Genomic DNA, 17,117 nt, shown 5'->3' with positions numbered 1-17,117 from the left:
CGCCTCGTCCCTCCTGACCGTCGGTCCCGTCCACCCCGTCCCCCGCGTACGCGGGGTCGTCAGGCGCGGAACCGCTCGTCGATGAACGCGAAGATCTCGTCGTCGTCAGCGGACTCCAGCGCGTCGGCCGTCCCGCCGCCGTCGCTGCCGGCCACGTCGTCGCCGGCCGCGCCCCACCTGGCGGCCAGCGCCGCGATCCGGACGCCGACCTCCCGGCGCACCAGGTCGTCCAGCCCGTCGAGGGCGGCCCCGTCGGTGGCGGCCAGGGCCGCCTCCAGCCGGCCCAGCTCGGCCAGCAACGGCAACTCGGTCCGGGCCTGCTCGGGCGCGAGCCCGGCGAGCAGGTGCTCCGCCAGCGCCTCCGGGGTGGGGTGGTCGAAGACCAGCGTCGCCGGCAGGCGCAGCCCGGACGCGGTGGCCAGCCGGTTGCGCAGCTCCACCGCCGTCAGCGAGTCGAAGCCGAGTTCCCGGAAGGCCCGGTCGGCGTCGACGGCCTGCGGGTCGGCGTGTCCGAGGACGGCCGCCGCGTGTCCGCGTACGCTCTCCAGCATCAGCTCCCGCTGTTCGGCCACGGTCAGCCCGGCGAGCCGGTCGGCGAGCGTGCGGTCCGCGTCGTCCCGGGTCGGGGTGGCGGCCGGGGCCCCCGACGCCGCCGCCGGCACCAGATCGGCGAGGAGCGCGGGGACCTTCCCGGCGGCCCGCAACGCGCCGACGTTGAGCCGGATCGGCACCTGGAGCGCCTCGTCCACCAGCTGCGCGGCGTCGAACAGGGCGAGGCCCTGGTCGGTGGTGAGCGGCAGCACGCCGCCGCGCGCCATCCGACGCCGCATCCCCTCCTGGTCGAGGTGCCCGGCCATCCGGCTGCTGTCGGCCCACAGGCCCCAGGCCAGCGCCACCGCGTGGAGCCCCTGCACGCGGCGGTACTGGGCGAACGCGTCGACGAAGCCGTTGGCCGCCGAGTAGTTGCCCTGCCCGGGGCTGCCGAACAGGGCCGCCGCCGAGGAGAACAGCACGAACGCGGACAGCTCCCGGTCCCGGGTCAACTCGTGCAGGTTGACCACCGCGTCGGCCTTGGGCCGCAGCACCGCGTCCACCTGCCCGGCGGTCAGCGCGGTGATGGTGGCGTCGTCGAGGACGCCGGCGGCGTGCACGACGGCGGTGAGCGGGTGCGCGGCCGGCATGCCGTCGAGCAGCCGGCGCAGCGCGACCCGGTCGGCGGCGTCGCAGGCGACGACGGTCACCGACGCGCCGGACGCGGTCAGCTCGTCGACGAGCGCGGACGCCCCGTCCGCCGCCGGGCCGCTGCGGCCGGCGAGCACCAGGTGCCGTACGCCGTGCCGGGTGACCAGGTGCCGGGCGACCGCGCCGCCGAGCGTCCCGGTGCCGCCGGTGACCAGGACGGTGCCGTACGCGCCGAACGCGGGCGGCATGGTCAGCACCACCTTGCCGACGTGCCGGGCCTGGCTGATCAGGCGGAACGCCTCCCGGGCCCGCCGGACGTCCCGCACGGTCAACGGCAGCGGGCTGAGCGCCCCGGCGGCGAACAGCTCCATCAGCTCGCCGAGCAGCTGCCCGACCAGCTCCGGACCAGCCTCGACGAGGTCGAACGCCCGGTAGCCGACCCCCGGGTGGTCGGCCGCGATCCGGTCGGGGTCGCGGACGTCGGCCTTGCCCAGTTCCAGGAAGTGGCCGCCGCGCGGCAGCAGCCGCAGGGACGCGTCCACGAAGTCCCCGGCAAGGGAGTTCAGCACCACGTCGACGCCGCGCCCCCCGGTGGCGGCCAGGAACCGTCCGGCGAAGTCGAGGCTGCGGGAGTCGGCGATGTGCGCGTCGTCCAGGCCGAGGCCACGCAGGGTGTCCCACTTGCCCCGGCTCGCCGTGGCGTAGACCTCCACGCCCAGGTGCCGGGCCAGTTGGAGGGTCGCCATGCCGACGCCGCCGGCCCCCGCGTGCACCAGCAGCGACTGCCCCGGGCGGATCCCGGCGAGCCTGGTGAGCGCGTAGTGGGCCGTGAGGAAGACGGCCGGCACCGACGCGGCCTCGGCGTACGACCAGCCGCGCGGAACCCGGGCGAGCATCCGGGCGTCGGCGACCGCCACCGGCCCCAGGCCGCCGGTCCACATGCCCAGCACCCGGTCGCCGGGGGCGAAGCCGGCCACGTCCGGCGCGACCTCGGTGACCACCCCGGCCCCCTCGGCACCCAGCACCGGCGTGCCCGGGTACATGCCGAGCGCGATGAGGGTGTCCCGGAAGTTCACTCCGGCGGCGCGCACCGCGACCCGGACCTGCCCGGGGGCCAGCGGCGCCTCGGCGTCCGGGGCCGGGACCAGCGCCAGGCCCTCCAGGGTGCCCTGCCCACCGGCGGCGAGCCGCCACGCGGCACCGGCCGGGGGCGTCAGCGGGCCGTCCGGGCGGGGTCGGTGCCGAACCAGCCGGGGCACGTGCACCGCCCCGGCGCGAACGGCCAGTTGCGGCTCCCCGGCGGCGAGCGCGGCGGGCAGGGCCGAGGCGCTGGCCGGGTCGGCGTCCAGGTCGACGAGGACGAACCGGCCGGGCTCCTCGGACTGGGCGGAACGCACCAGCCCCCACAGGGCGGCCGACACCGGGTCCACGTGCTCGGTGCCGTCGCCGACCGCCACCGCCGAGGTGGTGACGAACGCCAGCCTGGCCAGCCCCAGCCGGCCCTCGACCGCGAGCCAGGCCCGGATCATGTCCAGGGCGCCGAGCACGGTGGCGCGCACCGCGTCGGGCCCGACCGGCGCGCCCGACGGGACCGGCACCGCGACCACGTCGGGCAGCGCCGCCCCCTCGGCCACCGCCGCGACCAGACCGGCGAGATCGGGGTACGCCCCGCAGAGGCCGCCCGCCCGGTCCAGGCCCCCGGCCAGCCCGGGATCGGCCGCGCCCACGACCGCCCAGCGCTGCACGGCGGCGACCCCCGGTTCCGGCCGGGCGGTCCAGGCGACGTGGTGCAGCGCGCCGTCCCCGGCGCCGGGGAGGCCGGGGGCGCCGGGGGCGCCGGGGATGAGCGCCTCCACCGGCACCGCGCGCGCCACCAGGGAGTCGATCACCACGACCGGGTTGCCCCGCTCGTCGACGCAGGCGATCCGGACCGCCTCGGCACCGGCCGGGCTGATGGTGACCCGCAGCCGGTCGGCCCCGACCCCGGACGACGACACGCCCCGCAGGGCGAACGGCATCCGGACCTGCCCGTCCTCGGGGAAGAACGCGCCGAGGCTCATCGCCTGGAACGCCGCGTCGAGCAGCGCCGGGTGGACGCCGAAGCGCGGGCTCCCGGGCTGCGGGACGGGCAGGGCCACCTCGGCGTACACCGTGTCGCCGGCCCGCCAGGCGGCCCGGACCCCCCGGAACGACGGCCCGTACTGGTAGCCCCGGTCGGCGAACCGGTCGTACAGGCCCGCCACCTCGACGGGCTCGGCCCCGGCCGGCGGCCAGGGCGCGCCCGGTTCCCCGCTCCAGGCGGCGTCGGCGTCGGCCGGCACGAGGGTGCCCTGCGCGTGCCGGGTCCACGCGGTGTCCGCGTCCGCGCCGTCGGCGCGCGAGTGGACGGTGAGCTGCCGGCGCCCCTCCGCGTCCGCCGGGCCCACCACGAGCCGCAGTTGCGCCGCCGACTCGTCGGCCACCACCAGCGGCGCGTCGAGGGTCAGCTCCTCGATCCGGCCGGCCCCGTCACGCCGCCCGGCCCACAGGGCGAGTTCGGCGTACGCGGCCCCGGGCAGGATCGCCGCGCCCAGCAGGGCGTGCTCGCCGAGCCACGGGTGGTGTCGGACGCCGAGCCGGGCCGGATACACGTGGCCGCCCCGGTCAGGCAGCTCGACCGCCCCGCCCAGCAGCGGATGGTCGGCGCCGCTGAGCCCGGCGGAGGCCACGTCCCCGCGCGCGGCCGGCGGGTGGTACCAGAAGCGCTCGCGCTGGAACGGGTACGTCGGCAGGTCGACCCGGCGCGAGTCGGTTCCGAAGAGCACACCCGCGTCGATCTCGATCCCGTGGGCGTGGGCGAGCCCGAGCGCCATGCCGAACCAGCGGGCCCCGCCCTTGCCGCGCCGCAGTGTCCCCAGCACCGTCGCGGCGACCCCGGCGTCGGCCGCGGTGCCCTGCAACGACACCGACAGCATCGGGTGCGGGCTGGGCTCCAGGAACCCCTCGTGCCCGTCCGCGAGCATCGCCCGGGTCGCCTGCTCGAACTCCACCGGGTCGCGCATGTTGCGGTACCAGTAGGCGGCGTCCATCAGCGCGGTGTCCAGCAGGCCGCCCGTGACAGTCGAGTAGAAGGGGATCTGCGAGCTGCGGGGCGACACCGGGGCAAGGGCCGCCATCAGGTGGTCCTTCAGCACCTCCACCTGCGCGGAGTGCCCGGCCGTGTCCACCCCCGGGATCGCCTTGGCGTGCACGCCCTCGGCGGTCAGCTCGTCGACCAGTTCGGCGAGCGCGTCGGGGTAGCCGCTCACCGCCGCCGTACCGGGGCTGTTGACCGCGGCGACGGACAGCCGGTCGCCGAACCGCGCCAGGCGGGCGCGGAGCACGTCGACGGGGAGCGTCACCGCCACCATCCCGCCCTGCCCGGCCAGCCGCAGCCACGCCTGGCTGCGCAGGGCGACGATGCGCGCCGCGTCGTCCAGCGAGAGGCCGCCCGCCACGTGGGCCGCCGCGATCTCACCCTGCGAGTGGCCGACCACAGCGGACGGGTGCACGCCCAGCGCCCGCCAGGCCGCCGCCAGCGACACCATCATCGTGAACAGCACCGGCTGGACCACGTCGACCCGGCTCAGCGCAGGCGCGTCCGGCACGCGACGCAGCACGTCCAGCACGGACCAGTCGAGGTACGCCCGCAGCGCCTCGTCGCACGCCGACGCGCTCGCCCGGAAGGCCGGGGAGCGGTCGAGCAGGCCGTCGGCCATCTCGGCCCACTGCGAGCCCTGGCCGGGAAAAACGAACGCGACCCGGTCGCTCGCGCCGGCCCGCCCCCGCAGCAGCGACGGGTGCTCCTCGCCCCGGGCGAGCGCCGCGAGCGCGTCGCCGACCTCCGCGCGGCTCTCCCCGATCACCACGGCCCGGTGCTCGAAGCGGGCCCGGGTGGCCGCCAGCGTGTAGCCGACCTCGGCGATGTCCAGGTCGGGTTCCTCGATCAACCGGGCCCGCAGCCGTGCCGCCTGGGCGCAGAGCGCGGCGCTCCCCCGGGCCGACAGGAACAGCGGGACGGTGACCTCGTCCGCCTCGTGGTCGATCGGTTCCCGCACCACCGGCGGCGCCTGCTCGACGATCACGTGGGCGTTGGTGCCGCTGATCCCGAACGAGGACACCGCCGCCCGGCGGGGTTCGTCACCCGGCGGCCACGGCACCGGCTCGGTCAGCAACGACACCGCCCCGGAAGCCCAGTCCACCCGGGGCGTCGGCCGGTCCACGTGCAGCGTGCGCGGCAGCGTGTCGTGCCGCAGCGCCAGGATCACCTTCATCACCCCGGCGATGCCGGCGGCGGCCTGGGTGTGACCGATGTTGGACTTCAGCGAGCCGAGCCACAGTGGCCGGTCAGCCGGCCGGTCCCGGCCGTACGTGGCGAGCAGCGCCTGCGCCTCGATGGGGTCGCCCAGGGCGGTGCCGGTGCCGTGCGCCTCGACCGCGTCCACCTGGTCCGGCCGCAGGCCGGCGTCGGCCAGCGCCTGCCGGATGACCCGTTCCTGGGAGGGCCCGTTCGGGGCGGTGAGGCCGTTGCTGGCCCCGTCCTGGTTGACGGCCGAGCCCTTGACCACGGCCAGGATCTCGTGCCCGGCGGCCTCCGCGTCGGCCAGCCGCTGCACCACCATCATGGCGGCGCCCTCGCTGAGCGCCACCCCGTCGGCGGCGGCGGCGAACGCCTTCGACCGGCCGTCCGGCGACATCGCCCGCTGCCGGGAGAACTCCACCAGCATGTCCGGCGTCGACATCACCGTGGCCCCGCCGACCAGGGCCAGCGTGCACTCGCCCCGGCGCAGCGCCTGCACCGCGAGGTGCAGCGCCACGAGGGAGGCGGAGCAGGCCGTGTCCACGGTCACCGCCGGGCCCTCCAGGCCGAAGACGTAGGAGAGCCGGCCGGACATGACGCTGGCCGAGTTGCCGGTGCCGAGGTAGCCGTCGAAGTCGTCCGCGCCGTCTCGCAGCAGCGGCATGTAGTGCTGGCCGTTGGTCCCCACGAACACCCCGGTCGGGGTGCCGCGCAACGCGGTCGGGTCCAACCCGGCCCGTTCCAGGGACTCCCACGTGGTCTCCAGCAGCAGGCGCTGCTGGGGATCCATGGCGAGGGCCTCGCGGGGCGAGATCCCGAAGAACGCGGCGTCGAAGTCGGGCGCGTCGTGCAGGAAGCCGCCCTCGCGGACGTAGGTGCGGCCGGGCGCCTCCGGGTCCGGGTCGTACAGGCCGTCGACGTCCCAGCCCCGGTTCGTGGGGAACCTGGAGATGGCGTCGCGGCCCTTCGCCAGCAGGTCCCACAGGTCGTCGGGGGCGTCGACCCCGCCCGGGAACCGACAGGCCATCCCGATCACCGCGATCGGCTCGTCGTCGCCCGCCCCGGCCGGCGCGGACGGCGGGGCGACGGCCTCCGCCGTGTCCTCGTCGGCCTCCGGCCCGAGCATCTCGGCACGCAGGTACGCGGCCAGCACCCGGGCGCTGGGATGGTCGAAGACGACGGACGCCGGCAGGTTCAGCCCGGTGGCCGCGTTCAGCCGGTTCCGCAGGTCCACCGCCGTCACCGAGGTGAAGCCGAGTTCCCGGAACGCCCGGTCCGGATCGGCCGCCTCGGCCTCGTCGTGCCCCAGGACGGCCGCGACGTGCGCACGGACCAGCCGCAGCAGCGTCCGGTGCTGATCGGCCGCGGGCCGGCCGCCGAGGGCACGGACCAGCTCGCCGCCGGCCGACGAGTCCTCGACCGGGGTGTGCTCCGCCTCCCGGGCCGCCCGCAGCTCGGGCAGTTCGTCGAAGAGCGTGGTGGGCCGGGCCGCGGTGTACGAGGCGACGAACCGCGCCCAGTCGACGTCGGCCACGGTCACCAGGCCCTCGCCCCGCGCCACCGCCCCGCGCAGCACGTCCAGCGCGGCCCCCGGGTCCAACGGGGTGAGGCCACCCCGGCGCAGCAGTTCGCGGTCGGGGCCCCCGGCCCTCGTGTCGGGCTCGTGTCCGCCGGCGCTGGCATCGGGTGCCCGCCCGCCGGCGGCTGTGGTCGCGTCGGCCCACGGCGTCCACGCGATCGCCGTGGCGGGCAGGCCACGGGCCCGCCTCTCCTCGACCAGCGCGTCCAGCCGGGCGGTGCCCGCCGCGTAGCCGCCGTGCCCCGCGCCGCCCCAGGTGCCGGAGACCGAGGAGAAGACGACGAACGCGTCGAGCTCCAGTTCCGCCTCCGCCGCAAGGGCGTCGAGGTGCACCGCCGTCGTCGTCTTCGCGGCGACGGCGGCGACGAAGTCCTCCGGCGTGGTCTCGGCGAGGGCGGTGAGCGCGACGGCGGGCGGAGCCACCACGATCGTCGTGGGCCGGTACGCGCCGAGCAGCCCGGCGAGCGCGTCCCGGTCGCTCGGGTCGCAGTCGACCAGGGCCACCCGGTCGGCCCCGCCGGTGAGCCCGACGGTGGACGCGGCGGCCGGGCCGGCGAGCACCACGTGCGCCGCCCCGTCGCCGAGGAGGCGGCCGGCCAGGAGCGCGGCGATCGGGCCGGTGTCCCCGACGACGAGGATGGTGCCCCGGGCCGGCCAGTCGCCGGACGTGACGGTGGCGCGGGAACGCACGAGGCGTCGACCGTAGACGCCGGAGGCCCGTACGGCGACCTGGTCCTCGCCGTTCGAGCCGCCCACGACGTCGGCGAGCTGCGCGAAGGCACGCTCCCCGGCGAGCGCCGGCAGGTCCACCAGCCCGCCCCATCGGTCCGGCAGTTCGAGGGCCGCGACCCGGCCGAGCCCCCACACCTGGGCCTGCCCGGCGTCCGGTACCTCGCCGGAGGACACGGCGACGGCCCCCCGGGTGACCGCCCAGAGGCGGGCCTGCGTCCCCGCGTCCGCCAACGCCTGGATCAGGGCGAGCGAGGCGGTCAGGCCGAGCGGTACGGCCGGGTGGCGCGCGTCCGCGCCCTCGGCGAGCGCCAGCAGGGAGACCACGCCGGCCGGGCCGGCCGCCTCCGGGTCGCCGGGGGCGGCGGAGGTCAGGAGCGCGGCAAGGCCGGCCCGGTCGGCGACGCCGACGGTCAGCAGTTCGACGGAGGCGCCACGCGCGGCCAGCGCCTGCCGTACGCCCGCCACCACCCCGTCACCGGCCAGCGCCTCGGGCACCAGCAGCAGCCAGCGGTTGGTGAGGGGTCGGGGGTCGTCGGTCGGCAGCGGTTTCCAGGTGATCCGATACCGCAGACCACCCACCGGGTCGGCGGTGGTGGTGTCGCCCGCGGCGGGGCTGGCGGCGGGGTTGGTGGGCGTCGGTGCCCAGTAGTGGCGTCGTTGGAACGGATACGTCGGCAAATCCACCAACCGTGCCCCCGCCCCCGCGAACACACCCTTCCAATCCACACTCATCCCACCAACAAACGCCTCACCCACAGACGTCAAAAACCGGCCCCACCCACCATCACCACGCCGCAACGACCCCACCACCACCGGCCGCACACCCGCATCCACCACCCCCACCGACTCCAACACCCCACCCACCAACACCGGATGCCCCGAACACTCCACAAACCCCGAAAACCCATCCCCGACAAGCCGCCCCACCACATCCGAAAACAACACCCGCTCACGCAAATTCCGATACCAATACCCACCATCCAAACCCACCCCATCCACCACACCACCCACCACCGACGAATAAAACGGCACCACCCCCCGCCCCGGACACAAACCATCCAACAACCCCGACAGCGTCCCCTCCACCGCCTCCACATGCGCCGAATGCGACGCATAATCCACCGCCACCCGCCGCACCCACACCCCATCCCGCTCACACTCACCAACAAACCCCACAGCAGCATCCACATCCCCCGACACCACCGTCAACGACGGACCATTCACCGCCGCCACACCCAACCGACCACCCCACCCCGACAGTCGCTCCAGCACAACCGCCACCGGCAACCCCACCGACACCATCGCACCACCACCAGCCAACACCTCACCAATCACCCGCGACCGAACCGCCACCACCCGCGCACCATCGGCCACACTCAACACACCCGCCACCACCGCCGCAGCAACCTCACCCTGCGAATGACCCACCACCGCATCCGGCACCACACCCACCGACATCCACAACCGCGCCAAAGACACCATCACCGCCCACGACACCGGCTGCACCACATCAACCCGACCCCACACCCCCTCACCCATCCCACCGCGGACCACCTCCAACAAATCCCAATCCACAAACCCCGACAAAGCCCGCCCACACTCCACCATCGACTCCGCGAAGACCTCCGACTCATCCAACAGAGCGGCCCCCATACCCACCCACTGCCAACCCTGACCCGGAAACACAAACACCACCCGACCACCACCAGCCGCAACACCCGACGCCACCGAACCCACCACCACCGAACCCGAACTCACCGCCCCAGAAACCACCCCATCCAAACCCGCCACCACCTCCGCGACACCCCCACCCAACACCACCGCCCGATGCTCAAACACCGACCGCGACGACACCAACGACCAACCCACATCCACCAAACCCACACCATCGGAAAGACCCACACACATTTCACGCAACCGACCCGCATAAGCCCGCAACGCCCCCACCGAACGAGCCGACACCACCACCGGAACCACCGACAAGCTCCTGCCGACACCACCCCCGCCGCCATCAACGACACCGGAATCGGAATCGGCAGGATCGTCGAACTCCGGGGCCTGCTCCAAAATCAGATGCGCATTCGTCCCCGACACCCCAAACGCCGACACACCCGCACGACGCACCCGACCCACCACAGGCCAACCCCGCACCTGCGTCACCAACTCCACCCCACCCGACGACCAATCCACCAACGGCGACGGCACATCCACATGCAACGTCGCCGGCACCACCCCCGCCCGCAACGCCATCACCATCTTGATCACACCCGCCACACCCGCAGCCGCCTGCGTATGACCAATATTCGACTTCACCGAACCCAACAACAACGCCCCACCCACACGACCCCGCCCATACGACCCCAACAACGCCTCAGCCTCAATCGGATCACCCAACCGAGTCCCCGTCCCATGCCCCTCCACCACATCCACATCCGACACACCCAAACCCGCCGCCACCAACGCCGCACCAATCACCCGACGCTGCGCCACCCCCGACGGCGCCGTCAAACCATTCGACCCACCATCCTGATTCACCGCAGAACCCCGCACCACCGCCAACACCCGATGACCACGCTCCCGCGCCACCGACAACCGCTCCAACACCACCACCCCCGCACCCTCCGCCCACCCCGTCCCATCCGCACCACCCGCAAACGCCCGACACCGCCCATCACCCGACAACCCACCCTGCCGAGAAAACTCCACAAACAACCCCGGCGCCGCAATCACCGTCACCCCACCCGCCAACGCCACATCACACTCACCCAACCGCAACCCCTGACACGCCAAATGCAACGCCACCAACGACGACGAACACGCCGTATCAACCGAAATCGACGGACCCTCCAACCCCAACACATACGAAACACGACCCGACACCACACTCGGCGACGTCCCCGTCAACAAATAACCCTCAAACCCACCACCCGACTCCACCAACCGCGGCCCATACTCCTGACCCATCACCCCCACATACACACCCGTCCGCGAACCCCGCAACCCCAACGGATCAATCCCCGCACGCTCCAACGCCTCCCACGACACCTCCAAAAACAACCGCTGCTGCGGATCCATCGCCACCGCCTCACGCGGCGACACACCAAAGAACTCCGCATCAAACATCCCCGCGTCATACACAAACCCCCCCTCCCGCACATACGACTTCCCCACCACACCCCGCACCGGATCAAACAACCCCTCCACATCCCAACCCCGATCCACCGGAAACCCCGACACCGCATCCCCACCCCCCAACACCAAATCCCACAAACCCTCCGCAGACACCACCCCACCCGGAAAACGACAACCCATCCCCACCACCACCACCGGATCATCCACAGCAGCGGCGGACTCGTACTGCCGCAGCCGCTCGCGGGACTCATGGAGATCCGCCATGGCACGACGCAGATACTCGCGAAGCTTGTCTTCGTTGTTGACAGACACGGCGCTCCCCCTGTGATCCGAGTGTCTTTCCGGGTCGGTCGATTCGAGCGGGCAGTGCTCCGGCCGGCGCTACGCCAGTCGGAAATCGCTGTCGAGCAGGTCGAACAGTTCCTCGTCGGAGGCGGTCCGGAGGCGGTCGCCGACCTCGCCGCCGGAGCCGCCGTCGGTGTCGCGGGGCGGACCCGGGACGGGCCTGCCGACCTCGGCGAGCAGGACACGCAACAGGTCGGCTGCGCGGGTCCGGTCGGCGTCGTCCCTGACGACCGTCGCGATTCCGTCCCGCAGGCGGTCGAGCATGGCCAGAACGCCGGCGGCGTCCGTCGGGAACTGTTGCCCGGTGGGCGACCGGCGGTCCAGTTCGGTCCGCAGATAGGCAGCCAGGGCCGCCGGAGTCGGGTGGTCGAAGACGACGGCGGCCGGCAGGCTGAGGCCCGTGGCCGCGCCGAGCCGGTTGCGGAGGTCCACGGCGGTGAGCGAGTCGAAGCCGGCGTCGCGGAAGGCCCGCTGCGTGCTCAGCATCGCCGCCTCACCATGCCCGAGAACGGTGGCGGCCTCCGTCCGCACCAGGTCGGTCAGGATCGCCGTACGCTCGGCCGCCGACCTGCCGGTCAGCAGCGCGGCGAGGGCGGCTTCGGCAGGCTTCCCCGGCGTACCGCCCCTCGGGCGCGCACGGCTCGGACCGAGCAGGACGGCGGGCACCACGCTGACGGCGGCGTGGGACCGCAGCACCGCCGGATCGAGGCGGACGGGGTGGTACGCCGCCGCCGGTCGGGAGCAGGCGGCGTCGAAGAGGACGAGCGCGTCGTCCACGCCGAGCGGCACGAGCCCGGACCGGCGCAGCCGTGCCACGTCCGCAGTGCCGAGGCCGGCGGCCATCCCGCCGTCCAACGGCCCCCACGCCAGGGCGGTGGCGGGCAGCCCCTGGCCCTGCCGCCAGCTCGCGAACGCGTCGAGGAAGGCGTTCGCGGCGGCGTACCCGGCCTGCCCGGCGCTGCCGATCGTCCCCGCGACCGACGAGAACAGCACGAAGGCGGTGAGGTCGAGATGCCGGGTGAGTTCGTGCAGGTTGACCGCCGCGTCCGCCTTGGCGCGGAGCACCGCCGCGACCCGCTCGCCGGTCTGTGCGGTCAGCACGCCGTCGTCGGGCACGCCGGCCGAGTGCACCACCGCGGTGAGCGGATGCACGGCGGGAACCCCGGCCAACAGGCGCGTCACCGCGTCACGGTCGGCGACGTCGCAGGCGGCGACGCGGACGGACGCCCCCAGCTCCTCCAGTTCCCGGGTCAGGGCCGCCGCGCCGGGTGCGTCCGGCCCGCGCCGGCCGACCAGCAGCAGGCGGCGGACCCCGTGCCGGCGGACCAGGTGCCGGGCCACCGCGCCGCCGAGCATGCCGGTGCCCCCGGTGACGAGGACGGTGCCGGCGGCGGTCCACGGCGGGGCGGCACCGGTGCCGGCCGGCGCCCGCACCAGGCCCGGAACGCTGGCCGAGCCGGCCCGCAGTGCCAGCTGCGGCTCGCCCGCAGCGATCGCCCCGGGGAGGGCACGCAGCGAATCCGGGTGGTCGTCGGTGTCCACGAGGACGAACCGGTCCGGATGCTCGGTCTGGGCGACCCGCAGCAGGCCCCACACCCCGGCGGCGGCCGGATCGGTGACGGCTGTTCCGGCGTCCACGGCTCCGCTGGTGAGCACGACCAGCCGTGAGCCGGTGAAACGGTCGTCGGCGAGCCACTCCTGGACGACGGCCAGCGCCCGTAGGGTCCGTGCACCCACGTCACCGGGCCGCCGCTCTGCCGGGCCGTCGGCGCGGCGGCGGAAGTCGACGAGCACGTGGCCCGGTGCCCGGTCGGTGGCCAGCGCACCGGCCAGCGCGCCCAGGTCCGGGTACGCCTGGACGGGCACCCCGGCCCCCAGTGCACCGGACGGCAGCGGGGCGTCCCCGCCGACGACGGCGAACCGCGCCCCGGCGGCCACCGGGGCGGGCTGCACGGCGGACCACTCCAACCGGTACAGCGGTGCCTGGCCGGTGACGGCCGCCGCGATCCGGTCGGCGGCGACCCGGCGCAACGCCAGGGTGGCTGCGGCGAGGACCGGCTTCCCGTCGCCGTCGGCGACGGTGACGCAGACCGAGTCGACACCGGCGGGCGCGATGCGCACCCGGAGCCGGTCGGTGCCGGAGGTGAACACCCGCACGTCGGTGAAGGCGAACGGCAGCATCCCGTGTGCCCCACCGGGAAACTGGTCACCGAGGACGATCGCGTGCAGGGCCGCGTCCAGCAGCGCCGGATGGACGGCGTAGTCGCCCGCCTCGGCGGCGTACTCCTCGGGGAGCCGGACCTCGGCGAACGTCTCGTTCCCGCGACGCCACGCGGCGCGCAGCCCTCGGAAGGCGGGGCCGTATCCGATGCCGTTGTCGGCGAAGCGCTCGTACTCGCTCTCGACGCCCACCGGCTCCGCCCCCTCGGGCGGCCAGTTGCTGCCAGGGCCGGCGTCCCACGCGGGTGGGCCGGCGGCCGGCCCCGGCGCGGCGCTGTCGACCCGGCCCGAGGCGTGCCGGGTCCAGTGGGGAGGCTCGGGCCCCACCGGTGCGGAGTGGATCCGGACCTGGCGGGCCCCGTCGGCGTCTGGTCCGTCGACGACGACCCGCACGCGGACGCCCCCGTCGTCGGCCAGCACCATCGGCGCCTCGAAGGTCAGTTCCGCGACCCGGGTGCAGCCCACCTCGGCGCGCACCCGGTGCATGATCTCCAGCAGCGCGGTCCCCGGCACCACCGTGCGCCCCCACACGCTGTGGTCGGCGAGCCACGGATGCGTCCGCACGCAGAGCTGACCGCTCCAGACCGTGCCGGCGCCGTCCGGCAGGTCCACGGCGACGGCGAGCAGCGGGTGCCCGGCGACGTCGAGGCCCACGGCGGTCAGGTCGCGTGCCCCGGGGCGCGGGTCGAGCCAGTAGCGGGACCGCTGGAACGGGTAGGTGGGCAGGTCGGTGGCGAGCGGGCCGTCGCCGAGCGGCGCGACCGGGTCGACGGGAAGCCCGTGCACGTGGACGGCTGCCAGGGCCTCCCGCACGGCCACTGCGTCGTCGCGGTCCCGGCGCAGGGTGGGCAGGAACAGCAGGGAGCGGTCGGGCTCCGCGGCCCCGGCGGGCTCGGCGGCGTCCGCGACATCCACCGGGTCGGCGGGATCCGCCAGGCAGTCGCGCGCCATCGCCGTGAGCACTCCGTCCGGGCCGAGTTCCACGAACGTGTCGACGCCCTCGGCCCGCAGCGCACGCATGCCGTCGAGGAAACGCACCGGCTCGCGGGCGTGCCGGATCCAGTACCCGGCCGTACGGAGGTCGGTGCCGGACGCGATCGCCCCCGTGACGTTGGCGACCACGGGGATCGACGGCTCGCCGGCCCGGAGATCGCCCATCGCCTTCTCGAACTCGGCGAGCATCCCGTCCATCCGTGCGGAGTGGAAGGCGTGGCCGACCCGCAGTCGCCTGGCCCGGCGACCCCGGTCACGCCACAGCGCGACCTGCTCCTCGACGGCCGCCTCGTCGCCCGCGATCACGGTTGCCTGCGGCCCGTTGACCGCTGCGATCGACAGTTCGCCCTCCCGCCCCGCCAACAGGGGGCCTACCTCGCTCTCGGCGGCCTGGAGCGCGGCCATCGCACCGCCGGCCGGCAGGCCCGCCATGAGTCGACCGCGCACCGCCACCAGCCGGGCGGCGTCCGGCAGGGTGAGGACGCCCGCGACGTACGCCGCGGTGATCTCCCCGACCGAGTGGCCCAGCAGGGCGTCGGGCCGCAGCCCCCAGCTCGTGACCAGCCGGAACAGCGCCACCTCCAGCGCGAACAGGGCGGGCTGGGTGTACGCGGTGTCGTCCAGCAGCGCCGCCGCCCCGGTGCCCGGCTCGGCGAGCATGACGGCGCGCAGCGGCCGGTCCAGGTGCCGGTCGAGTTCCGCGAGGACGCCGTCCAGGGCCTGCGCGAAGGCGGGATGCCGGGCGTACAGTTCCCGGCCCGCGCCCGGTCGCTGGCTGCCCTGCCCGGTGAAGAGGAGGGCCACGCGCCGCTCCGGCACGGCCCGCCCGGTGACGAGCCCCGCGGCGCTGCGGCCCGCCGCGAGCGCGTGGAGGCCGTCGAGCCGCGCGGTGTCGTCCCGGCCCAGCACGGCGGCCCGGTACGCGAACGCGGTGCGGGAGCGCGCCAACGCGCGGGCCACGGCGTCGGCGGGCTCGGGCCGCGTCCGGGATGTCAGGTGGGCGTGTAGCCGCCGGGCCTGCTCGCGCAGGGCCGCCTCGGTCCGGCCGGACAGGACCCAGACGGGGTCGTCGCCGGCCGTCCCCGCCGGTTCGTGGGCAGTGGGCACCGTCGCCGCCGGGGCCGGGGCCGGGGCCGGGGCCGGATGGTGGGCGACGGATGCCGGCGGGGCCGCGAGGTCCGTCGCCCCGGTCGCCCCCGCCGCTGCACCGGGGGCGCTCTCCAGGATGACGTGCGCGTTGGTGCCGCTCGCGCCGAACGAGGAGACCCCGGCCCGGCGGGGCCGGTCGCCGTGCTCGGGCCAGGGCCGCCCCTCGGTCAGCAGCCGCACCGCGCCCGACGACCAGTCCACCCGGGTCGAGGGGCGATCGACGTGCAGGGTCCGGGGCAGCCGCGCGTGACGCAGCGCCAGCACGGTCTTGATCACCCCGGCGACCCCTGCGGCGGCCTGGGTGTGGCCGATGTTGGACTTCAGGGATCCCAGCAGGAGCGGCCGGTCCGCCGGCCGGCCCTGGCCGTACGTCGCCAGCAGCGCCTGCGCCTCGATCGGATCGCCCAGCCGGGTGCCGGTGCCGTGTGCCTCCACCGCGTCCACCTCGTCCGCGGCCAGCCCCGCGTTGGTCAACGCCTGCCGGATGACCAGTTGCTGGGCCGTACCGTTCGGGGCGGTCAGGCCGTTGCTCGCCCCGTCCTGGTTGACCGCGCTGCCCCGCACGACGGCCAGCACCTGGCGACGGTTGCGGACCGCGTCCGAGAGCCGTTCCAACAGCAGCATCCCCACGCCCTCGCCGAACCCGGTCCCGTCGGCGGCGTCCGCGAACGCCTTGCAACGGCCGTCCTCGGCGAGACCGCGCTGCCGGGCGAAGTCGACGAACATCGTCGGCGTGGCGAGCACCGTCGCCCCGCCCGCCAGGGCCAGCTCACACTCACCCGACCGCAGCGCCTGCACGGCCAGGTGCAACGCGACCAGCGACGACGAGCAGGCCGTGTCGACCGTCACCGCCGGCCCCTGCAACCCCAGGGTGTACGCGATCCGGCCCGACGCGACACTGCCCGCGCTGCCGTTGACCAGGTAGCCCTCCAGGTCCTTCGGCACCTCCGACAGCCGGCTGCCGTAGTCGTCGTACATCACCCCGACGTAGACCCCGGTGCGGGTGCCGCGGGCCGAGTCGGGGGCGATCCCCGCCCGTTCGAAGGTCTCCCAGGCGGCCTCCAGCAGCAGCCGCTGCTGCGGGTCCATGGCCAGCGCCTCGCGGGGCGAGACGGTGAAGAACTCCGGGTCGAACTCGGCGCAGTCGTAGAGGAAGCCGCCCTCGCGCACGTAGCTCGTGCCAGTCGAGTCCGGATCCGGGTCGTAGAGCCTCCCGACGTCCCAGCCCCGGTCGTCGGGGAAGCCGGAGATCGCGTCGGCACCAGCCTCGACCAGCCGCCACAGGTCCTCGGGCGTGCTCACCCCGCCCGGCAACCGGCAGCTCATGCCCACGATGGCGATGGGCTCACGCGCGCTGTCCTCCAGCTCGCGCAGGCGTCGCCGCGTCCCGGCCAGCTCGGCGGTGACCCGCTTGAGGTACTCACGCATCCGGTCCTCGTTCGCGGTCACCTGCCGGCCCTCTCCTCG

2 protein-coding genes are annotated in these 17,117 nt (G+C 74.8%); both read right to left on the bottom strand.

All coding sequences use genetic code 11. The features are described from left to right. Nucleotides 1-59: 59 nt before the first annotated feature. A complete protein-coding gene (locus O7633_RS26120; RefSeq protein ID WP_282328651.1) occupies nt 60-9,719 on the bottom strand; it encodes a type I polyketide synthase in 9,660 nt (3,219 codons plus the stop codon). Nucleotides 9,720-11,324: 1,605 nt separating this feature from the next. Continuing rightward, entirely contained in the window at nt 11,325-17,099 is a 5,775-nt protein-coding gene (locus O7633_RS26115) for a type I polyketide synthase (protein ID WP_282324284.1), read from the bottom strand. Nucleotides 17,100-17,117 lie beyond the last annotated feature (18 nt).

The sequence above is a fragment of the Micromonospora sp. WMMD712 genome, assembly GCF_029581295.1.
Classification (GTDB): Bacteria; Actinomycetota; Actinomycetes; order Mycobacteriales; family Micromonosporaceae; genus Micromonospora; species Micromonospora carbonacea.
The sequence above is the reverse complement of the archived record's forward strand: the minus strand, read 5'-3'. Positions and strand labels throughout refer to the sequence as shown.

What these genes read in the sequence shown, in the direction of transcription:
- O7633_RS26120 (WP_282328651.1), bottom strand. Translation starts at nt 9,719, where the DNA reads ATGTGTGTGGGTCTTTCCGATGGTGTGGGTTTGGTGGATGTGGGTTGG.